We start from the raw sequence: 20,625 nt of genomic DNA, 5'->3' as shown, positions 1-20,625 counted from the left end.
ATTATTAAACAAAAATAAAGACTTGGTGGTAAACCTGATTGGGACATATGAGTGCAAAGCAGATGCTAAGGGGCGTCTGATGTTGCCTGTTGCTTTTAAAAAGCAATTGTCTCCGGTCCTACAAGAAGGTTTTGTGCTTAAACGTTCTGTTTTTCAATCATGTTTGGAATTATATCCCATGGCAGAATGGAATGTTTTAATGGCAAAAATTAATAAGCTGAATCGATTCAAGAAAAAAAACAACGATTTTATCAGAAGGTTTACTGCCGGCGTTAAAATTATTGAAATCGATGCAACGGGAAGACTTTTGATACCAAAAGATTTAATTGGTTTTGCAGGCATTAAAAAAGAGTTGGTGCTTTCATCAGCGGTGAATATCGTAGAGATATGGGATAAAGATCAATATGAAAAAGCTATTGATGATGCAGCTGATGATTTTGCTGATTTGGCCGAAGAAGTAATGGGATTTGAAGATGAAACAGATGGAATATCATAATCCAGTATTATTAAAAGAAACTGTGGCTGGTTTAGCAATCAAGCCTGACGGAGTGTATGTGGATGTTACCTTCGGTGGTGGGGGTCATTCAAGAGAGATATTGTCAAGGTTGAGTCCTGAGGGTAAACTGTATGCTTTTGATCAGGATGCTGATGCATTAGAGAATGCGATTGACGATCCTAGATTTACTCTGATAAATGAGAATTTTAGGTTTATCAAGCGTTTTCTGCGATTGTATGGAGTGAAAAAAGTTGATGGTATTTTAGGAGATTTCGGAGTTTCATCGCATCAGTTTGATGTTGCCGAACGTGGTTTTTCAACACGTTTTGAAGCTGATCTCGATATGCGTATGAATCAAGGAAGTGAATTGTCAGCTTATCACGTGGTAAATGAATATGAAGAAGAAGCGTTGCGTAACGTATTCTATGAGTATGGAGAGTTACGGGCTGCACCAAAACTGGCAAAAGCGATCGTAACAGCCAGACAGGATGAGAAAATAAAGACTAGTGAAACCTTAAAAGATGTTTTGCGTCCGTTTTTAGTAAAACATAAAGAGCATAAGTTGCTTGCTCAGATTTATCAGGCAATACGTATTGAGGTGAATCAAGAGATAGAAGTTTTAAAAGAGTTTCTGTTGCAGACGGAGGGTTTACTTGATGCAGGAGGTAGGATTAGTTTAATATCCTACCATTCGTTAGAAGATCGTTTGGTTAAACGGTATATAAGAAGCGGACTTTTTGAAGGTGAGCCGGAAAAGGATTTATATGGTAATGTTTCTGTTCCTTTCAAAAAAGTGGGGGGCTTAATTGTTCCGTCGGATAAGGAGATAAAAGAAAATAGTAGGGCGCGTAGTGCAAAACTTCGTGTTGCAACGAGGTTATGAAGTAAATGATGAAGTATTATGAAGCAGACTTTGTATGATATATTGAAAGGGAAGTTTTTGATAGCGGATGACGCTATCAAAAACTGGAGGATGCTTTTGTTTCTCTCTTTTCTGGCAATTATTATGATTGCAAGCTCTCATAACGCAGAAAGTAAAGTGCATCAAATAGCCAAGTTAAATGATGAGGTTAGAGAATTGAGAACACAATTTGTAGACGGTCGTACCGAATTGATGCAGCTTAAAATGGAGTCTTCGGTCATTGATAAGATGACGAGAATCGGCATAAAAGAACCTAAGAATCCACCTAAAAAAATTATTGTAAAACGTTCAGAATAAATTGGCAATCAAAGAGAAAAACATATTAAACCGTTTGTATGTCATCGCCGGACTGATGCTGGTTTTTGCTGTAGTAATTATGGTAAAGCTGGTAAATATTCAGTTTGTTGAAGGGGATCTATATCGTCAAAAAGCACAGGAACGCGTGTTTAAGACATTTGATATTCCTGCCAATAGAGGGAATTTGTATGATAGTAAAGGAAATTTACTCGCCACCTCAGTGCCTAAATATGATATACGATTTGATGCGGTAACTGTAAAGGATAAAGATTTTAGAACCTACATTAAGCCATTAACGCAAGCACTTGCAAAAGAATTTGGGCAATCTCCGGAGTATTACAACCGTTTGTTGCGCAAAGCAAGAGCGAATAAAAACAGGTATGTTCTTGTCAAAAGAAATCTGGGCTACTCGCAATATATGAGGGTAAAGCAATTTCCGCTTTTTGAATTTGGTTCTAATAGAGGAGGTATTATCGTAGAGCAACGCACGGTACGCGAACATCCGATAGGGAAAATTGCTGAGCGAACGGTAGGTTATGAGCGTAGAGATGCACAGGGGTACTATACCCGTGTAGGGTTAGAGGGAGCTTACGGACCCTATCTAAGAGGTAAAGAAGGGAAGAGAAAGAAGCAAAAAATAGCAAAAAATCAATGGAAGCCTATTGGTGATGCTAATGAAGTTGAACCTTTAGACGGGTATGATGTGATTTCAACAATTGATGTGAATATACAAGATATCACTCATCATGCGTTGTTGGCTCAACTAGAAGCGTTTGAGGCAGAACATGGTACGGTTGTCGTAATGGAAACAAAAACGGGCGAGGTTAAGGCTATATCAAATTTAGGCAGAACACGTGCAGGAAAATATTATGAGAAACTTAATTATGCGGTTGGAGAATCTCATGAACCAGGTTCTACGTTCAAGTTAATGACACTTGTAGCTGCGTTAGAAGACAAGGTTATTGACTCTAGTTATGCTGTAGATACTGAAAATGGTCGTGTAAAATTTTACGACCGTACCGTCAAAGATTCTAAGTGGGGTGGTTACGGTATTATTTCGGCAGCGAGAGCTTTTGAGCTTTCATCAAATACAGCTTTTGCAAAGATTATAGATGAAAAATACCGGGACAATCCTCATAAATTTGTAAACCGCTTAATCAATATGGGATTGGATAAGGATTTAGGGTTGTCGATTAAGGGCGAAGGGCAACCTAAAATTCCGTACCCTGGGGATGATGATTGGTATGGGACGACACTACCTTGGATGGCGCATGGCTATGGAGTTGCAATGACGCCTTTACAGGTGCTGTCTTTTTACAACGCGATCGCAAACGATGGCGAAATGGTAAAACCCAGATTTATAAAGGAAGTCCGTGCCTGGGATAAAACGAAAGAGCGCTTTGATAAACAGGTGCTCAATCCGGCAATCTGTTCAAAAGAAACCGCCAAGATTGCGCAGGAGATGATGAAAAACGTGGTGTTGCGAGGCACAGCAGACAATATAAAAACGACCAATTTTACCATAGCAGGCAAGACAGGAACTTGTTGGGGGAACTATGGTAAAGATAAAGAACGGGAGTATATAGCTTCTTTTGCAGGGTATTTTCCTGCTGATAATCCGATGTACTCATGTATAGTGGTGATCCATAAGCCTAATAAATCAAAGGGATACTATGGTAATACGGTCGCCGCTCCTGTATTTAAGGCTATTGCAACAAAAATTTATAACGATATACCTACGATTGACGAAGTTTCTCCGCTAGTTACCGAAAGTAACTCGGTAAGAAAAAGCTTTGAAGAGTATTATAGTACTGCCCAAAAATATAAAACGATCATGCCTAATGTCAAAGGCATGTCAGCAATGGATGTGATCTCTTTATTAGAAAATATGGGATTACGTGTAGAGTTAAAAGGTTTAGGGAAAGTCCGGGAACAAAGTATAGCTCCTGGGACTAAAATAGAAAAAGAACAAACTATCAGATTGGTGTTATCATGATGCAGTTAAAAGACATATTATATAAAGTTGCTATCGATACGGTGGCAGGTGATACCGGGTGCGATATTCAAAAAATTGAATTTGATTCACGTGCAGTTGGTAAGGATGATCTTTTTGTAGCAATACAAGGTGTGCAATCTGATGGGCATGATTATATTGACAAAGCAATTGCTTCTGGAGCGATCGCTGTAGTTTGTGAAAGGTTGCCTAAGGTGAGAGAGCAGAATATCACCTATGTAAAGGTGGAAAACACTCATGTAGCATTAGCAATAATGAGCTCTAATTATTATGGGAATCCTTCTGCAAATCTCAAATTGGTTGGTGTCACGGGCACAAATGGTAAAACTACCATAGCAACCCTTTTATATCAATTATTTAAAAAAGCCGGGTTCAAAGTCGGTTTGTTGTCTACCGTAAATATAATGGTCGATGCTACGGTCTATAAAGCTACACATACTACACCTGATTCTGTTACGCTCAATAAGTATTTGAAACTTATGAATGAGGAGGGGGTGGAGTTCTGTTTCATGGAAGTTAGTTCACACGGAATCCATCAAAAAAGAATTGAAGGACTGACCTTTGCAGGGGGGATTTTTACTAATCTATCGCATGATCATTTAGATTACCATAATACCTTCAAAGAATATCGTGACGTAAAGAAGGAGTTTTTTGATGCATTACCGTCATCCGCATTTGCCTTGGTGAATAAAGATGATAAGAACGGTATGTTCATGTTACAAAATAGCAAAGCTAAAGCATACAGTTACGCATTAAAGAGTTATGCAGACTATCGGGGTCAAATTCTGGAAAATAGTTTAGGTGGATTATTACTTAAGCTTAATGACCATGAAGTCTGGAGTAAATTAATAGGAAGTTTTAATGCGTATAATGTATTAGCAATTTATGCTACCGCAACCTTGTTAGGGCTGGAACAATTAGAAGTACTTCAGTTAGTGAGCACACTGGAAAGTGTTGCAGGCAGGTTTCAATACATAATTTCCGAAGGGAAAGTGACGGCAGTTGTGGACTACGCGCATACCCCAGACGCTTTGAAAAACGTATTAGAAACCATTAATGATATAAGAACCAAAAATGAAACTTTGATAACCGTTGTGGGCTGTGGTGGAGATCGTGATGTGACCAAACGTCCTGTGATGGGAGCAATAGCTGCGCAATTAAGTGATAAGGTTGTGTTTACGAGTGATAATCCAAGAACCGAAGATCCGGATGTTATAATAAAGGATATCGAGTCAGGAGTTGCGCCTCAGGACTATAAAAAAACGCTCGCTATTACCAGTAGATTGCAAGCAATTAAGACGGCGTGTCAATTGGCAAATGCAGAGGATATTATTTTAATTGCGGGCAAAGGACACGAGACCTATCAGGAGATCAATCATGAACGTACAGACTTTGATGATTTGAAAATAGTAACTGAAGAATTAAAGAAAGTAGGAAAATAAACCCCAAAATTTCCTCATTAGTCATAGAGGATTAAACGACGAACTATGTTATACTATCTCTTCGAATATCTAGAAAGTGAGTACCAGTTTCCTGGTGCAACTTTGTTTCAGTTTCTAACGTTCAGAGCAGCGATGGCTATCATTTTATCTCTATTGATTTCTACTATTTATGGAAAGCGTATTATACGGTTTTTGCAGCGTAGACAAATGGGAGAGAGTATTCGCGAGCTAGGTTTAGAAGGTCAAATGGAAAAAGCAGGGACACCGACAATGGGAGGTCTTATTATTATAATGGCAACGCTTGTTCCCGTACTATTATTGGCAAAATTGGATAATATTTATGTGATTTTATTGATTGTTACCACGGTATGGATGGGGATAATTGGTTTTACCGATGATTATCTCAAAATTAAACGTAAGGATAAAGAAGGATTAGCAGGTAAATTCAAGGTCATTGGTCAAGTGGGATTGGGCTTGATCGTAGGTTGTACTATGTATTTTCATAATGATATTACTGTAAAAGAAGAAATTACAAAACCTGGTATTGAGGAGGTTGTAGCTGTCGGAAAAGATGCGCCAGAATTTGAGCCGGCGCAAAAATCTACCAAAACTACAATTCCTTTTTTTAAAAATAATGAATTTGATTATGCTGATTTAATTACTTGGATTAGTCCTGATTTAGCCAAATATGCCTGGCTGATCTTTATACCGTTTGTGATTTTTATTATTACAGCCGTGTCAAATGGCGCTAACCTTACCGATGGTATTGACGGTTTAGCTGCAGGTTCTTCGGCAATTATTGTGTTAACTCTGGCGCTTTTTGCATGGGTTTCAGGAAACATAATTTTTTCTGATTACCTCAATGTGATGTATATCCCAAACTCGGGAGAAATGACAGTTTTTATCACAGCATTTGCAGGAGCACTTGTTGGGTTTTTGTGGTATAACACCTATCCTGCACAAGTATTTATGGGGGATACCGGTAGTTTGACCATTGGTGGAATTATTGCAGTGTTGGCAATTGCTACACGTAAAGAGTTTTTAATACCTGTGCTTTGCGGAATTTTCTTTATTGAAACATTATCTGTAATGATGCAAGTAGGATGGTTCAAGTATACCAAAAAGAAGTTTGGTGATGGAAGAAGAATCTTTTTAATGTCTCCATTGCATCATCACTATCAGAAACGTGGTATTCATGAAAGCAAAATAGTTGCTCGCTTCTGGATTATTGGTATTTTTTTGGCGATCCTCACTGTAGTAACGTTAAAAGTGAGGTAACGGGTAATAGTGTTGAGTGATGGAAGAAAGAGGGAATAAACGATTAGTAGTGTTAGGAGCCGGAGAAAGCGGTGTAGGAACCGCATTACTAGGAAAAAAACAAGGATTTGAGGTGTTTGTCTCTGATCGAGGAGAGATACGCGGAGAAAGCAAAGAAGTTCTTAGACGTTTTGACATTGAATGGGAAGAAAAGCAACATACCGAAGCTCACATTCTTTCCGCAGATATTATAATGAAAAGCCCGGGCATTCCGGATAGCGCACCATTGGTTGTTCAGCTAAAAAAGAAGAATATTCCCGTAATTTCTGAAATAGAATTTGCTTATCCTTTTACAGAAGCGATGTTGATTGGAATTACAGGGAGTAATGGTAAAACAACCACAACTGCTTTAATACATCATGTGCTAAAAGGTGCTGGTTTAAAAAGTAGAGCAGCAGGAAATATTGGCAAAAGCTTCGCAGAAGAAGTAATTAATGATGAGGCATCACACTATGTACTTGAATTGAGTAGTTTTCAGCTGGATGGTATTGTGAATTTTAACCCTCACATAGCGATACTTACTAATATCACGCCGGATCATTTGGATCGATACGATAATGACTTTAACAAGTACATCGCTTCCAAATTTAGAATAGTAAAGAATCAAACTCCGTCTGATTATTTCATTTATGACGCAGATGATGAAGTAATAAACGAGTATATAAAAAAACATCCCGTTCAATCAAAATTGTTACCATTTTCACTCAAGAACAGAATTGAAGAAGGAGCGTATTTAGAAAACGAAAATATTATAATAACAGTTAATAATAAGAAATTTATTATGCCAACAGCAGATTTAGCTTTAAAAGGAAATCACAACGTAAAAAACGCCATGGCAGCAGCCACAGTTGCGCAACTTTTACGTATTAGAAAGAATACTATTAGAGAATGTTTGGAGAACTTCCATGGGGTAGAGCATCGACTAGAAAATGTATTGAAAATAAATAATGTTCAGTATATCAATGATTCCAAAGCTACCAATGTGAATGCTACATTTTATGCCTTAGATGCGATGAAATCATCGACCATATGGATTGTTGGAGGTGTAGATAAGGGTAATGACTATTCAGAATTGTATGCCTTGATTAATGAAAAAGTGAAAGCTATTATTTGTTTGGGAGTCGACAATAGTAAAATCATCAATGCTTTTGGGAATTGCGTAGATAATATCGTCGAAACACAATCAATGAAAGAGGCTGTTCAATATGCATATAAAATGGCGGAGCGAAACGATAATGTGCTTTTGTCACCAGCTTGTGCAAGCTTTGATTTGTTTACAAATTACGAGGATCGTGGAAGACAGTTCAAAGAAGCTGTAAGAGAACTTTAAGAGGTTAAAGTAAAAATTAAGAAGTAGCTATATGAAAAGCGTGCTTAGAAATATAAAGGGAGATAGAATGATTTGGGCGGTTGCTGCTTTATTGGCGATCTTCTCCTTTCTACCTGTATATAGTGCGAGTAGCAATCTGGCATATTTATATGGGGATGGTGATACGTTCGGTTTCTTAGTAAAACACTTTGCCCATCTAGCTCTTGGCTTCGGAATAATGTATTGGGTTCATAAAATTCCTTATCACTATTTTAAAGGCCTCTCGATTATTATGCTTCCGGTCATAGTAATACTGCTTTTACTTACAATGGCACAAAACACCACTATTGAAGGCGCGAATGCAAGTCGATGGATTAGATTACCGTTTGTGGGTGTTACTTTTCAAACGTCTACCTTGTCGGCAGTTGTTTTGATGGCTTTTGTAGCACGATATTTGACAAAAATTAAGGATAAGTCAGTTACCTTTAAAGAAACTTTATTGCCATTGTGGCTACCGGTTTTCATTATTTTAATGCTGATTCTTCCAGCTAACTTTTCAACTGCTGCGATCTTGTTTGCAATGGTAATTGTTCTGGTTTTTCTGGGAGGCTATCCGTTACGGTATATAACAGTAGTATTAGGATCAGGATTTGTCGTGTTAGCTTTTTTTGTGCTTTTTGCCAAAGCTTTTCCTGGCGTCTTTCCTAACCGGGTAGATACTTGGGTTAGTCGCGTCGAAAATTTTGTAGATGATACGGATACCGAGGAAGACTATCAAATTGAACGAGCGAAAATTGCTATCGCCCGCGGAGAGTTATTAGGTAAAGGACCGGGTAAGAGTGTACAACGCAATTTCTTACCGCAATCCTCTTCAGATTTTATATATGCGATCATAGTAGAAGAATGGGGCCTTTTTGGAGGCTTGTTCTTGATGCTTTTATATGCACTTTTATTATTTAGAATTGTAATTGTAGCCCATAAAAGTGCTGATGTATTTGGCAAATTGTTGGTTATTGGTGTAGGGTTGCCAATCGTTTTTCAGGCATTTATTAATATGGCCGTGGCTGTAGAATTGTTTCCGGTAACAGGGCAGACATTACCTTTGATTAGTAGTGGTGGATCTTCTATATGGATGACATGCTTAGCTATAGGAATTGTGTTAAGCGTTAGTTCCAACCGAGAAGAGATTTTGGAAAAAGAAAATATGATGCAAGAGAGCTCTGATGACAAGGATGCCCTGGAAATATTAAGTGAAGTGGTATGAAAACAGCACCAAGAGTCATATTATCAGGAGGCGGAACGGGAGGACATATCTATCCGGCAATTGCGATTGCAAACGAAATTAAGCGTCGTTATCCTGAAGCTGAAATACTTTTTGTTGGGGCCAAGGATAGAATGGAGATGCAAAAGGTGCCAAATGCGGGATATCCGATAAAAGGTTTATGGATCAGTGGTGTACAACGTAAATTGACATGGAGTAATCTAATGTTTCCATTTAAATTGCTGAGTAGTTTGTTCACATCCAAAAAAATAATCAAAAAATTCAAGCCTGATATAGCAATAGGAACAGGTGGTTTTGCAAGCGGACCATTATTAAGAATGGCAGCAAGTGCTGATGTGCCTACGCTGCTGCAGGAACAAAATTCGTATCCTGGGATCACAAATAAATGGTTGGCAAAGAGTGCGGATCGAATATGTGTGGCATATCCACGTTTGGAGCGATTTTTTCCGAAGGAGAAAATACAAGTAACAGGTAATCCGGTGCGTCAAGATCTTTTGAATTTGGAGGGGAAGCAGCAAAAAGGACGAGAAGTATATGGCTTAATGGCAGGTAAAACTACGTTATTGATTTTGGGCGGGAGTTTAGGAGCGCGAAGAATAAATCAACTGATTGAGTCAAAACTGGATTTTTTTAAAGAAAAAAATATTCAAATTGTATGGCAATGTGGTAAGCTATATTTTGAAGAATATAAAAAGTATAATGATCGGGATGAAGTGCAGGTGCATCAATTTATCGAGACGATGGATTTAGCCTATGCGAGTGCAGATATCATCCTGTCAAGAGCAGGCGCTGGGTCGGTATCGGAACTATGTTTGGTAGGCAAGCCGACACTTTTTATTCCGTCGCCTAATGTAGCTGAAGATCATCAAACGAAAAATGCTCAAGCCATTGTAGATCAAAAAGGAGCATTATTAATTAGAGAAAAGGATTTGGACGCAGCGTTCGAAAAAACAATCACTGGTCTTGTTGAAGACCCCGAATTACAGAAAAATTTAAGTAGAGCAATACAAAAGTTAGCACTGCCCAATGCAACCATGGAGATTGTGGATGAAGTTGAAAAAATTATAGAAAAGAAGCGAGACGAGAAGTAAAATGAATACTACTTTAGATCATATAAAAAACATTTATTTTATCGGTATCGGTGGTATCGGGATGAGCGCATTGGCTAGATACTTTAAGTTTAGCGAAAAAGCAGTTGCGGGATACGATAAAACACCTACGCCTCTTATTTCTGAGCTTCAGGAATTGGGGATAACGATTCAATTTAACGACTTGGTGGCTAGTGTGCCTCAGGAATTTTTGAACAAAGAGGATACTTTAGTTGTTTACACGCCAGCGGTACCCAAAGACCACGTGCAACTCAATTATTTTAAAGAAAAAGGTTTCAATGTGAAAAAACGAGCTGAAGTATTAGGAATAATAACCAAAGGGACCTATACGCTTGCAGTAGCTGGTACTCATGGGAAGACTACTACAACGGCAATTTTGGCACATCTGTTAAAAGCAAGTGGCGCCAAAGTTACTGCGTTTTTAGGCGGTATAAGTGAAAATTATAATTCCAATCTGATTCTGGAAGGAAACGATGTGGTAGTGGTAGAAGCAGATGAGTTTGATCGATCATTTTTACAGCTTTATCCGGATATAGCAGCAATAACCTCAATGGATGCTGATCATCTCGATATATACGAGGAAGCGAGTCAACTAGAACAGTCTTTTATAGAATTTGCTAATAGAACCAAAGAGCATCTTTTAGTAGCTTCCGGGGTGTCCTTGAAGGGATTAACGTTTGGTTTAAACGATGCATCTGATTATAGTGCACAAAACATTCGTATTGATAATGGAACTTATATTTTTGACCTTAAAACACCTTCAGAATACATAGAAAATATTGAGCTTACACTACCGGGCAATCACAACCTATTGAATGCGATTACAGCCTTTGCCATAGCACTATTATACGGTTCCCCAACCGAAAAATTGGTAAAGGCTTTATCAACATTTAAAGGTGTGCAGCGTAGATTTAGCTATCAGCTTAAAAATGAAGATAAGATCCTTATTGATGATTATGCCCATCATCCTACAGAGATTAGTGCATTGCATCAAGCGGTACGAGAGATGCATCCAGATAAAAAGGTGTTGGGTGTTTTTCAACCCCATCTGTATAGCAGAACAAGAGATTTTGCACAGGCATTTGCTGATAGTTTGAGCTTGTTTGATGAAATATTATTATTAGATATCTATCCCGCACGAGAAGTTGCGATACCTGGAGTGACATCAGAGTGGTTGGCAGGGATGATGACAGGTGAAAAGAAAAAAGTAATAGCAAAACATGAGTTAATTTCAGAAATAACAGCATCTGATGCCGATGTCATTGTTACCATCGGGGCGGGAGATATAGGAGCTGAAGTAGCATCAATTAGAAAAGCCCTGCTTGTATGAAGAGAATAATGCACTATTTGAAATACGTAGGATTGTTGACATTAATAATCGTCTTATTTGCTTTTACAAAAAAGCGAAATGAGGAAAGAACTATTAACAAAGTACGCATAGAATTTATCGAAGAACAGAATCCATACATCAATGAAAATACGGTTAATAAATTGTTGATACAAAATTCTGATGGAGTGACGAGCGTGGGTAAAGAAACTTTAGTTTTGAATATAGTGGAAAAAGAATTGGATGCACACCGTATGATAGAAAATTCAGATGTGTATCTAACTGTAAGTGGAGAACTTAAGGTTAAAATAAAGCAACGCACCCCAATTGCTAGGATTAATGCAACAACACCTTTTTATGTAGATGCTACAGGAGAGATGATGCCATTATCCAAAAACCATGCAGCACACGTACCTATGATTTATAACGTGTCTGAAAGAGAAGTGAAAGAAATTTATCCTTTACTGATTAAAATTCAGGAGGATGATTTTTTAAAAAAGCATATAGTAAGCGTAACTAAAAATCAAGAAGGAGCATACGAAATGGGATTGCGGGTATACACGTTTACCATCGTTTTAGGAAAAATTGAACTGTTAGACAATAAAATTGACAATTTTAAAGCTTTCTATCAAAAAGCATTAAAGGACAAAACTTTAAATGCTTACAAAAAAGTAAGCCTTCAGTTTGATAATCAAGTTGTGTGTACAAAAAAATAATACCAATGAAAGAGGTAGAAAAGGAAATAGCGGTAGGTCTAGATATAGGAACAACTAAGATTGTTGCTATGGCCGGACGGTACAATGAGTACGGTAAGATGGAGGTATTAGGTGTAGGGAAATCTAAAAGTTTAGGTGTGCACCGCGGGGTAGTAAATAATATAACTCAGACTATTCAATCAATACAACAAGCAGTCCAAGAAGCTGAAAGTGTTTCGGGAGTCAAAATAGAAAAAGTAACGGTTGGTATAGCCGGGCAGCACATCAGAAGTCTTCAGCATAGTGATTATATCACACGGCCTAATGCTGATGCTGTAATCGATGAAAATGATATAGACACACTTTGTAATCAAGTGCATAAATTAGTAATGTTACCGGGCGAAGAAATTTTACATGTTTTACCACAAGAATATAAAGTTGATGGTCAAGCCGAAATTAAAGAGCCGGTGGGTATGTATGGAGGTCGTTTGGAAGCGAATTTTCATGTAGTGGTTGGTCAGGTAACCTCAATTCGTAACATCGGACGTTGTGTAAAAAGTTCAGGGTTAGAATTGTCAGATGTTACCTTGGAGCCCTTGGCATCTGCAAATGCTGTATTAAGTCAGGAAGAGAAAGAAGCAGGAGTCGCACTTATTGATATAGGTGGAGGAACGACAGATTTAGCCATTTTTAAGGATGGGATCATTCGCCACACAGCGGTTATTCCGTTTGGAGGTAATGTAATTACTGAAGATATTAAAGAAGGATGCTCAATTATTGAGAAACAGGCAGAGTTGCTGAAAATCAAATTCGGATCCGCTTGGCCCGGTGAGAACAAGGAGAATGAAATCGTTTCGATCCCAGGACTTCGAGGTAGAGAGCCAAAGGAAATCACCTTAAAGAATTTATCCAAAATTATCCATGCACGCGTCGTTGAAATTGTAGAGCAGGTATTTTTGGAGATCAAAAATTATGGACACGAATCCCCAAAAAAGAAATTAATTGCAGGGATCGTACTTACCGGTGGCGGAGCACAGCTGAAGCATTTAAAACAATTGGTAGAATATATCACTGGTATGGATACACGAATCGGGTATCCAAACGAACATTTGGCGGGTGATAGCGATTCTGAGACCACAAGTCCAATGTACGCTACAGCAGTAGGATTAGTTATGGATAGTTTGACCCATCTCAAAAAGCAACGTGCTATAGATTCAAGAGAAGCAATGGCACAGGAAAGTGTTCAGACAGAGACAGAACAAACGATGGATTCAGAACATCATGAGGAACCCGTCGCTACCGAAACTATTTCTAAACCACGTAGAAATATACTGGAAAAATGGACCGAAAAATTCAAAGAGTTTTTGGATAATGCGGAATAGATAACCTTAATTTTTAAGGTAAAAAAAAGAAAGAAGAAAAAGGAAAAGAAAAGTAAGAGAACCATAAAATTAGCAGTTATGAGTAGTAATGAAGAATTTGAAAATATTTCGTTTGATTTGCCTAAGAATCAATCTAATGTGATCAAAGTGATTGGTGTTGGAGGAGGCGGTAGCAATGCTATCAATCATATGTTTCAGCAGGGAATTAAAGGAGTAGATTTTGTCATCTGTAACACAGATTCACAGGCATTAGACAACAGTCCGATTCCTAACAAAATACAATTAGGTGTTTCCTTAACCGAGGGGTTAGGAGCAGGGGCTAATCCTGAAGTGGGAGAAAAAGCTGCAGTAGAGAGCTATGAAGAAATAAAAAGAATGTTGGATACAAATACCAAGATGATTTTTATAACTGCAGGAATGGGAGGTGGTACCGGTACCGGAGCCGCTCCGATTATTGCCAAAATGGCAAGAGAGTTGGATATTTTAACTGTCGGGATTGTTACGATTCCGTTTCAGTTTGAAGGCCGAATGCGTAACGAGCAGGCACAATTAGGAGTAGAAAAATTACGTGCTCAAGTAGATTCTCTTGTAGTAATTAATAATAATAAATTAAGAGAAGTATACGGGAACCTAGGTTTTAAAGCTGGATTCTCCAAAGCAGACGAAGTTTTGGCAACGGCCTCTAGAGGTATTGCCGAAGTAATAACGCATCATTATACTCAAAATATTGACTTACGTGATGCTAAAACAGTACTAAGCAATAGTGGTACGGCAATAATGGGCTCTGCTAATGCCTCTGGTGCCAAACGTGCTCATGATGCTATTGTGAAAGCGCTGGATTCACCTTTATTAAATGATAACAAGATTACCGGGGCTAAAAACGTATTGTTGCTTATTGTTTCTGGTAAAGAAGAAATTACTATTGATGAGATAGGAGAAATCAATGATCATATACAGCAAGAAGCAGGACATGGAGCTAATATCATCATGGGTGTAGGAGAGGATGAATCGTTAGAAGATGCTATTTCAGTAACTGTTATTGCGACTGGTTTTAATGTAGAGCAACAAGATGAGATCGTTAATACTGAAACTAAAAAGATTATCCATACCCTGGATGATGAGCAACGCGCATTAACACAAAATCTCACTCCTAAATCAACAAGTAATAGTACCCCAATATATGCACCGCTCCCCAAGAAGGAAGAAGTGAAACCAGATCCTATTATTAAACATACATTACTCGAAGAAGACGAGCCTAAGAAAAATAATAACAAATCTGAATATATACCAACTACAGAATTCTTGAAAAATATCGACGTGGATTACGAGGTGGTACGACCTTTTTCTAAGGATGATGATTTTGTAATTATCAATGCACAAGATATTATCAATCAAATTGAAGTGAATGATGCAAAAGATGCTAGAGAAGAATTAGAGGCAGAGCAGAGCAAGGAAGATCAATTTACATTGGCTTTTGATATGCCTGTACAGCAAGATAAGAAATCGGTTGAAGAGCCTAAGGAAACACCCCATACTGAGATTAAGAGACAAGTTGAGGATGAAAAACCAATTGTTTTTGATTTAACAGATGATATTTTAAATGTTGAAGTCAACGATCCGATAGAAGTTGTACCTACGCCAGAGATGCAGCATAATGAGGTGCGCAAGTATAGTCTTGAAGACTATATGGAAGAGGAGAAACGTTTGTCCGAAGCTAAACCAGCAGCTCAAGTTCTTGAAGAAGATGAAGAGATAGTGTTCGAAAAGAAAACTATTACACAAGAACCGGAGGAGAAAGCCAGTACAGAAAACGTAGATCCCGTCGATCAACCAATTTCAGAAACCTTAAGAGCGCGTGCTGCAGAACGACGTGCAAAAATGAAAGAATTTAATTATAAATTCAGAAATAGCTCCAATATAGAGGAGATCGAGAAGGAACCGGCTTATAAAAGAGCTGGCATAGATGTAGACTCACGACCGGATGCTTCAGGCTTGTCACGCACAAGTCTGGGGACCGATGAAAATGATGAGATACAACTACGAAGAAACAATTCGTTTCTTCATGATAATGTGGACTAACTCAGCATTTGTAAAAAAATGCAGATAACCGATATTCTACCTTTAGAATATCGGTTTATTTTTTATCTTCGCATTCCAATAATAATTAGTTTAAAAGTAATTATCATCATGAGTTTAGAGCAAAAAGTAATGACAGCAATGAAAGAGGCAATGAAAGCCAAAGATACAAACGCATTAACGTCATTACGTGCGATAAAATCTGCCATTTTATTAGCGAAAACGGAAAGTGGATCTAACAAGGAGACATTATCTGATGGTGAAGAATTAAAATTACTTCAAAAATTAGTAAAACAACGTAAGGACAGCGCAGCAATTTTTACAGAGCAGCATAGAAATGATTTGGCTGAACCAGAACTGGCACAAGCCGAAGTGATTTCTCAATTTTTGCCTGAGCAGTTGAGCGAGGCTGAAATAGAGAAGGTTGTGGAGGATATCATTGCAAAAACCGGTGCAGAAGGTATGAAGGATATGGGTAAAGTAATGGGGCGGGCAAATGCACAACTAACGGGTAAAGCAGATGGTAAAACGATCTCAACAATAGTAAAAGCAAAATTATCTTAAAAACAAAATATTAGGCCGCGTGGCGCAACTGAATAGCGCATCAGATTTCGGCTCTGAGGGTTGGGGGTTTGAATCCCTCCGCGGTCACGAATAAATCACAAAAAAGGTGAATTGCGAAGCGAGTTTCAAAAAATGAAGCTCGCTTCTTTTTTTGAAGATAGCTAAGTAATTCTTTTTGTGATTTTCAACGCGGAGCGTTGCAGGGATCAACGTAGTGAATCCAGTAATAAGAAAGAAAGCTTTTTTATCTGCAATCGTATGTTGAAAGGAACCAACATTAGTTAGTCACCTCGTGGTTACTAAAATCAGAGAACCAAATAAAGAACCAGAACGATAACTTGTGGTCTTCTATTTTCTTGCTGGCAGGTTTGCAAAAAGACACACAGAGAGGTCAACGATAGTTAATCTCTCTGTGGTCAAATGTTTTAATCTTACTGATTACGGTAGTAAACTCATTTCAAACATTGTTTTTGAATAATTGAACATTGGTATCTTTCACACTATAAGGAGAAGTTTACAATTTTTTGACACTACCGCTACAATTGAATTATAAAATTCATAATCCTTTTAAAACATCTTAAATCTAACTTTTAAGACATCTTTTGAACATGTTTTTTGAATAGAATATAAGCCGATACTGAGTTGACAATTCTTTTTCTATTCTCCGGAATCGATCAATAGAGGTGTTTTTCCATCAGTAATGATTACCTTGCTATTGGGAGATTCAGATAATTTGTTGAAAGCCTCTATACTTCGAATTTTGATTATTTCTTGTGTCAATCCTTCAGAAAGTATTTTTTGAGCGTTTCTTTCACCTTCAGCGCTAATTACTTTTCTCTCAGCTTCCAATTTTTCCTGCTGTATTACAAACTCCATTCGCATGGCATCTTGTTCTGCTTGTAACTTTCGTTCAATAGAATTAGCCAATCCTCTGGGTAATTGTATTCGTTTCATTAGAACAGCAATAAGCTCGATACCATCAGCTTGTTTTTTGAGATTTTCTTCCATTTTAAATTTTATCTCTTCCTCTATTTTCGCACGCATGCCTGAATGCATATCCTTAGCAAAGAATTGCGCACACACATCAGAAGAAGCAGATCTGAAAACACTGGTGATTATGGATTCATATCCCTGACCCAAATTTTCTAATACCGAGGGTATTTTGTTTTGTTCTAAACGGTATAGAATTGAGATCTCAGAGTTTACGCTAAGTCCCTCTTTACTCGGTAGACTAAGAATAAGTTTTATATTATTAGTCTGTGTCGATTCTTTGATTACTTTGCTTATCAAAGGATTATACAATATAGTGCCTTGAGTAGAAACTTTATCTGAGAATTTACCCAGCGTTTGTTTTACCCCAGCTTCGCCGGGACGTATTACTGCACAATTGGTGTATAATCCCAAGAACCCAATTAGAAGAAGAATTTTAGTTTTCATAGCTATCATTTTTTTTATTTACATACTCATTATTTGTTAACCTTTTGAAAATATTTTTAAAATCTAAGTCTAAGGCCAACACCTTCTATTCTTGGAGGTTGTAGTTTATGTGGGTTTGTGGCTATATTTACCGGGTTTGTTGCTTGTCCGAATAGAGCAACTTTATATAATTGATACTGAGAACGCTTCTTAGTGAGTAAATTATTTAAATGATCATCTTGAGCTTTAATTTTATCTAATTCTTTTTTGATTTTAGAATTAAGTAGTGTCGAAATACTGGATTCAGAAATTCTTAACTCGATACTGACAAAGTATACGATCTTTTTAAATTTTATATGGTTGACAAACTCATATTTTAAATTAGCATCATGTCTATGTTCGTTGAACTGAAATAAACTGTCGTTGCATATATTTGAGTTTTGGGTAAATTCATTATTGGGAATATTACCGTAAGTAATCATGATCGTAACTACACATATCGTCCAGAAGCTATATACCTTTTTCATCTTGTATGTTTTTAAATTACCTGAAAACCATTTTTCATTATTCTAAATTAAAGAATAAAGTTCATTTATTTTTATTTATATTTATAATGATTAATATAAAATTGTTTTATGAACTACACATTGCATCAATTGCATATTTTTTCCAAAATAGTTGAAAAGCAGAGTATAACAAAAGCTTCTGAAGAGCTACATCTTACACAACCAGCGGTTTCTATTCAACTGAGAAATTTTCAAGACCAATTTCCCATTCCTTTGACAGAAGTGATAGGAAGAAAATTATATGTCACTGATTTCGGAAAAGAAATAGCACAAGCCGCAAAGAAAATTTTAGAAGAAGTAAAAGAAATAAATTATAAGGCCTTGGCATATCAAGGTAAATTATCAGGAGTATTAAAAATTTCTGTTGTATCAACCGGAAAATATATTATGCCTTATTTCCTATCTGATTTTATGAATCAACATAAAGAGATTGAATTGATTCTTGATGTAACAAATAAAGCTAAAGTCGTTAGTAGTTTAGAAAAAAATACTGTAGATTTTTCATTAGTATCTGTACTTCCCGATAAACTTCAAATTGAAAAAATTGAATTGATGGAGAACCAACTATTTTTAGTTGGTAATAAGGATAAAAGCTTTAAAGAGGGCCCCTACGATACATCCATTTTTTCAGAATTTCCTTTAATTTATCGTGAGCAGGGATCTGGAACCAGATACACGATGGAACGATTTATTGAAAAGAACAATCTCCCCGTAAGTAAAAAAATGGAACTCACCTCTAATGAAGCTGTCAAGCAAGCCGTTATTTCGGGACTTGGATATTCTATTATGCCATTAATAGGAATACGAAATGAACTTAAAGCAGGTCACTTACAAATTATTCCCGTAAAAGGATTTCCCATTAAATCTACCTGGCATATGATTTGGCTCAAAAATAAAAAGTTCTCGTTGGTTGCCTCTGCTTTTCTTGAGTATTTGAGACAAGAAAAGAATTTAGTAATAGAAAAAAGATTCAATACTCTATAATCAGTCATCACGAGTTTGTATGGAACTATTTCTATTTATAAGGTATTCTGGGTGTTAGCTTGTTTTTTTAGGAGCAAATATTATAGATCTCCCTATTCAGATTAATATACCCAGATTAGGAAATAGTAATGCTTAGTTTAGAATTTATCATAAATTTATTTTATGTTAAGTATTGTAAATATAAATAAAAATATATAAAACATTTTGTAGAAGTTTGCATTAAAATATACGAACACTTAAAATCTATTAAAATGGAAAAGATTATTTTTATAGCAACAATAACCCTCCTTTTATCCTGTAAATCAGAGTTTAATGATACTCGCTTAGGCTCTTTGGACCAAATTAATAATAGAGTAGCAACAGCTGATAAACACGCTAAAACCGAGTCTGGAGAGTGGTCTGGCAAAAAGGATCAAGTGATTGGCAATAACTTTCTTAGTACTAAAAAATTCTATGCAGCTGAAAGTAGTTTGATACTTGATTATAAATATCCTCACTTAGACGAACGCTATAATCCCTTGTTCAGTAATTTCAATTCTTTTATACAAGAAAATTATTTAAAAACAGATAAATCCATCCAGCAAGTACTTCAAAATGATGAACTATCTTGTGATCCCTTGTATCAAAATGCAGAAAGAAGGAGAAGAAATATTGATTATAAAATTTATACCAAGAACGATCGCTTCTTGAGCATTCTTTTGTATAAAACAAATTACTACGAAGATGAACATCATAATTCATTTATGTTCAAAGGTTTAAATTATGACTTAAAAAAAGGTGCGTTTCTTACTTATAACAATTTATTTAAGAATAATAGTGAAGATTTCTTACTATTTAAACTAAATCAAGAGCTACAAGCAAGAATAAGAGGGCAAGATTCTTTCTATGATTGTTGGGAGTTGACTCAGGATAAATTTGAAGAATTTAAAAGTAATTTTGTTATTGAATCCACTAATATAAAATTCTATTTTAATGACTGCACGGTGTGCCCTACGTATTCTGGGAACTACTTTCTTGAAATACCGTTAGAGGAACTATCCCAAATTTTAAAATCGAAAAATTTAGAGATATCCAGCTATAAATCTTAAATCGAAATACGATGGTTAAAGTGTTTATTATCCCGGAGGGAAAATCGCAAGCTGATGAAATTATAGAATTTTTATTAAGAGGGAAATATCTTTTGACGGCGATGATCATTGAAAACTATATTGAAGCTAAAATTGATGTTAAAAACCAAACAAGCCGATCAAAGAAGACCGTGGTTTCAGGAATTATAAGGTCTTTGCAATTCAATAACTTAAACGATCGCCTTAGAGAGATATACCACTCTAATATGCCTATTCTGTATTCGATCCCGATCATACAGATGGATCCAATACAGTCGGATGCCATAGCAGATTATATAACTGTTTTTGAATAAAAAATAA

The 20,625-nt window shown here is 36.7% G+C and carries 19 protein-coding genes and 1 tRNA gene; 18 read left to right on the top strand and 2 right to left on the bottom strand.

Annotation, left to right across the window (positions count from 1 at the left end; genetic code table 11):
- Nucleotides 1–25: 25 nt before the first annotated feature.
- From mraZ to ACJRPK_RS15360, 15 genes are all read left to right on the top strand, one after another.
- Nucleotides 26–496, top strand: a complete 471-nt coding sequence (gene mraZ, locus ACJRPK_RS15430) for a division/cell wall cluster transcriptional repressor MraZ (protein ID WP_148781488.1) — start codon at nucleotides 26–28, stop codon at nucleotides 494–496.
- Nucleotides 483–1,379, top strand: coding sequence for a 16S rRNA (cytosine(1402)-N(4))-methyltransferase RsmH (rsmH, locus tag ACJRPK_RS15425; protein WP_407141427.1), 897 nt, complete (start codon nucleotides 483–485; stop codon nucleotides 1,377–1,379). Before mraZ ends, rsmH begins: the two co-directional genes overlap by 14 nt.
- An 18-nt stretch (nucleotides 1,380–1,397) precedes the next feature.
- Nucleotides 1,398–1,715, top strand: coding sequence for an FtsL-like putative cell division protein (locus tag ACJRPK_RS15420; RefSeq protein WP_148781487.1), 318 nt, complete (start codon nucleotides 1,398–1,400; stop codon nucleotides 1,713–1,715).
- Between the two features lies 1 nt (nucleotide 1,716).
- Entirely contained in the window at nucleotides 1,717–3,711 is a 1,995-nt protein-coding gene (locus tag ACJRPK_RS15415; protein WP_407141275.1) for a penicillin-binding protein, read from the top strand.
- Complete coding sequence (locus tag ACJRPK_RS15410; protein ID WP_407141274.1) at nucleotides 3,708–5,171, top strand: UDP-N-acetylmuramoyl-L-alanyl-D-glutamate--2,6-diaminopimelate ligase; 1,464 nt, start codon at nucleotides 3,708–3,710, stop codon at nucleotides 5,169–5,171. The genes ACJRPK_RS15415 and ACJRPK_RS15410 overlap by 4 nt, the downstream gene beginning before the upstream one ends.
- 45 nt (nucleotides 5,172–5,216) lie before the next feature.
- Entirely contained in the window at nucleotides 5,217–6,449 is a 1,233-nt protein-coding gene (mraY, locus tag ACJRPK_RS15405; RefSeq protein WP_407141272.1) for a phospho-N-acetylmuramoyl-pentapeptide-transferase, read from the top strand.
- A gap of 19 nt (nucleotides 6,450–6,468) precedes the next feature.
- Nucleotides 6,469–7,818 (top strand): UDP-N-acetylmuramoyl-L-alanine--D-glutamate ligase, encoded by a 1,350-nt coding sequence (gene murD, locus ACJRPK_RS15400; RefSeq protein WP_407141270.1) that lies wholly within the window; start codon nucleotides 6,469–6,471, stop codon nucleotides 7,816–7,818.
- Between the two features lie 31 nt (nucleotides 7,819–7,849).
- Nucleotides 7,850–9,061, top strand: coding sequence for an FtsW/RodA/SpoVE family cell cycle protein (locus ACJRPK_RS15395; RefSeq protein ID WP_148781483.1), 1,212 nt, complete (start codon nucleotides 7,850–7,852; stop codon nucleotides 9,059–9,061).
- Nucleotides 9,058–10,170: an undecaprenyldiphospho-muramoylpentapeptide beta-N-acetylglucosaminyltransferase gene (gene murG / locus ACJRPK_RS15390; RefSeq protein ID WP_407141268.1), complete on the top strand. Its 1,113-nt coding sequence runs from the start codon at nucleotides 9,058–9,060 to the stop codon at nucleotides 10,168–10,170. Before ACJRPK_RS15395 ends, murG begins: the two co-directional genes overlap by 4 nt.
- Before the next feature lies 1 nt (nucleotide 10,171).
- A complete protein-coding gene (gene murC / locus ACJRPK_RS15385) occupies nucleotides 10,172–11,518 on the top strand; it encodes a UDP-N-acetylmuramate--L-alanine ligase (protein ID WP_407141267.1) in 1,347 nt (448 codons plus the stop codon).
- Nucleotides 11,515–12,231 (top strand): cell division protein FtsQ/DivIB, encoded by a 717-nt coding sequence (locus tag ACJRPK_RS15380; protein ID WP_407141266.1) that lies wholly within the window; start codon nucleotides 11,515–11,517, stop codon nucleotides 12,229–12,231. Before murC ends, ACJRPK_RS15380 begins: the two co-directional genes overlap by 4 nt.
- Before the next feature lie 5 nt (nucleotides 12,232–12,236).
- Complete coding sequence (ftsA, locus tag ACJRPK_RS15375) at nucleotides 12,237–13,592, top strand: cell division protein FtsA (RefSeq protein ID WP_407141265.1); 1,356 nt, start codon at nucleotides 12,237–12,239, stop codon at nucleotides 13,590–13,592.
- Between the two features lie 78 nt (nucleotides 13,593–13,670).
- Nucleotides 13,671–15,671: a cell division protein FtsZ gene (gene ftsZ / locus ACJRPK_RS15370; protein ID WP_407141263.1), complete on the top strand. Its 2,001-nt coding sequence runs from the start codon at nucleotides 13,671–13,673 to the stop codon at nucleotides 15,669–15,671.
- 108 nt (nucleotides 15,672–15,779) lie between these two features.
- Nucleotides 15,780–16,232, top strand: coding sequence for a GatB/YqeY domain-containing protein (locus tag ACJRPK_RS15365; protein ID WP_407141426.1), 453 nt, complete (start codon nucleotides 15,780–15,782; stop codon nucleotides 16,230–16,232).
- A gap of 13 nt (nucleotides 16,233–16,245) precedes the next feature.
- Nucleotides 16,246–16,319, top strand: a tRNA-Arg gene (locus tag ACJRPK_RS15360).
- A 570-nt stretch (nucleotides 16,320–16,889) separates the two neighbouring features.
- Here the strand turns inward: ACJRPK_RS15360 and ACJRPK_RS15355 are convergent.
- Together ACJRPK_RS15355 and ACJRPK_RS15350 are read right to left on the bottom strand one after the other, a co-directional pair.
- The gene (locus ACJRPK_RS15355; protein ID WP_407141261.1) at nucleotides 16,890–17,669 is read right to left on the bottom strand and encodes a prohibitin family protein; all 780 of its coding nucleotides are present in this window, start codon (nucleotides 17,667–17,669) and stop codon (nucleotides 16,890–16,892) included.
- 56 nt (nucleotides 17,670–17,725) lie between these two features.
- Entirely contained in the window at nucleotides 17,726–18,175 is a 450-nt protein-coding gene (locus tag ACJRPK_RS15350) for a hypothetical protein (protein ID WP_407141260.1), read from the bottom strand.
- A gap of 108 nt (nucleotides 18,176–18,283) precedes the next feature.
- Between ACJRPK_RS15350 and ACJRPK_RS15345 the strand changes: the two genes are divergently transcribed.
- The 3 genes from ACJRPK_RS15345 (at nucleotide 18,284) to ACJRPK_RS15335 (ending at nucleotide 20,618) form a co-directional block, all read left to right on the top strand.
- Nucleotides 18,284–19,198 carry a LysR family transcriptional regulator gene (locus ACJRPK_RS15345; protein ID WP_407141258.1) on the top strand — a complete coding sequence of 305 codons (915 nt, stop codon included), beginning with the start codon at nucleotides 18,284–18,286 and terminating at the stop codon, nucleotides 19,196–19,198.
- Between the two features lie 251 nt (nucleotides 19,199–19,449).
- Nucleotides 19,450–20,286 (top strand): RsiV family protein, encoded by an 837-nt coding sequence (locus ACJRPK_RS15340; protein WP_407141256.1) that lies wholly within the window; start codon nucleotides 19,450–19,452, stop codon nucleotides 20,284–20,286.
- 11 nt (nucleotides 20,287–20,297) lie between these two features.
- Complete coding sequence (locus tag ACJRPK_RS15335; RefSeq protein ID WP_407141254.1) at nucleotides 20,298–20,618, top strand: hypothetical protein; 321 nt, start codon at nucleotides 20,298–20,300, stop codon at nucleotides 20,616–20,618.
- Nucleotides 20,619–20,625 lie beyond the last annotated feature (7 nt).

The sequence above is a fragment of the Aquimarina sp. 2-A2 genome, assembly GCF_045505135.1.
Classification (GTDB): domain Bacteria; phylum Bacteroidota; class Bacteroidia; order Flavobacteriales; family Flavobacteriaceae; genus Aquimarina; species Aquimarina intermedia.
Note: the sequence above shows the minus strand (reverse complement) of the source record. Positions and strands in the feature narration are given on the sequence as shown.

Coding starts and splice junctions, on each gene's coding strand:
- murG (WP_407141268.1), top strand. CDS start 9,058: ATGAAAACAGCACCAAGAGTCATATTATCAGGAGGCGGAACGGGAGGA.
- ACJRPK_RS15355 (WP_407141261.1), bottom strand. CDS start 17,669: ATGAAAACTAAAATTCTTCTTCTAATTGGGTTCTTGGGATTATACACC.
- rsmH (WP_407141427.1), top strand. CDS start 483: ATGGAATATCATAATCCAGTATTATTAAAAGAAACTGTGGCTGGTTTA.
- ACJRPK_RS15365 (WP_407141426.1), top strand. CDS start 15,780: ATGAGTTTAGAGCAAAAAGTAATGACAGCAATGAAAGAGGCAATGAAA.
- ACJRPK_RS15395 (WP_148781483.1), top strand. CDS start 7,850: ATGAAAAGCGTGCTTAGAAATATAAAGGGAGATAGAATGATTTGGGCG.
- mraY (WP_407141272.1), top strand. CDS start 5,217: ATGTTATACTATCTCTTCGAATATCTAGAAAGTGAGTACCAGTTTCCT.
- ACJRPK_RS15345 (WP_407141258.1), top strand. CDS start 18,284: ATGAACTACACATTGCATCAATTGCATATTTTTTCCAAAATAGTTGAA.
- ftsZ (WP_407141263.1), top strand. CDS start 13,671: ATGAGTAGTAATGAAGAATTTGAAAATATTTCGTTTGATTTGCCTAAG.
- murD (WP_407141270.1), top strand. CDS start 6,469: ATGGAAGAAAGAGGGAATAAACGATTAGTAGTGTTAGGAGCCGGAGAA.
- ACJRPK_RS15380 (WP_407141266.1), top strand. CDS start 11,515: ATGAAGAGAATAATGCACTATTTGAAATACGTAGGATTGTTGACATTA.
- ACJRPK_RS15335 (WP_407141254.1), top strand. CDS start 20,298: ATGGTTAAAGTGTTTATTATCCCGGAGGGAAAATCGCAAGCTGATGAA.
- ftsA (WP_407141265.1), top strand. CDS start 12,237: ATGAAAGAGGTAGAAAAGGAAATAGCGGTAGGTCTAGATATAGGAACA.
- ACJRPK_RS15410 (WP_407141274.1), top strand. CDS start 3,708: ATGATGCAGTTAAAAGACATATTATATAAAGTTGCTATCGATACGGTG.
- ACJRPK_RS15340 (WP_407141256.1), top strand. CDS start 19,450: ATGGAAAAGATTATTTTTATAGCAACAATAACCCTCCTTTTATCCTGT.
- ACJRPK_RS15420 (WP_148781487.1), top strand. CDS start 1,398: ATGAAGCAGACTTTGTATGATATATTGAAAGGGAAGTTTTTGATAGCG.
- ACJRPK_RS15350 (WP_407141260.1), bottom strand. CDS start 18,175: ATGAAAAAGGTATATAGCTTCTGGACGATATGTGTAGTTACGATCATG.
- murC (WP_407141267.1), top strand. CDS start 10,172: ATGAATACTACTTTAGATCATATAAAAAACATTTATTTTATCGGTATC.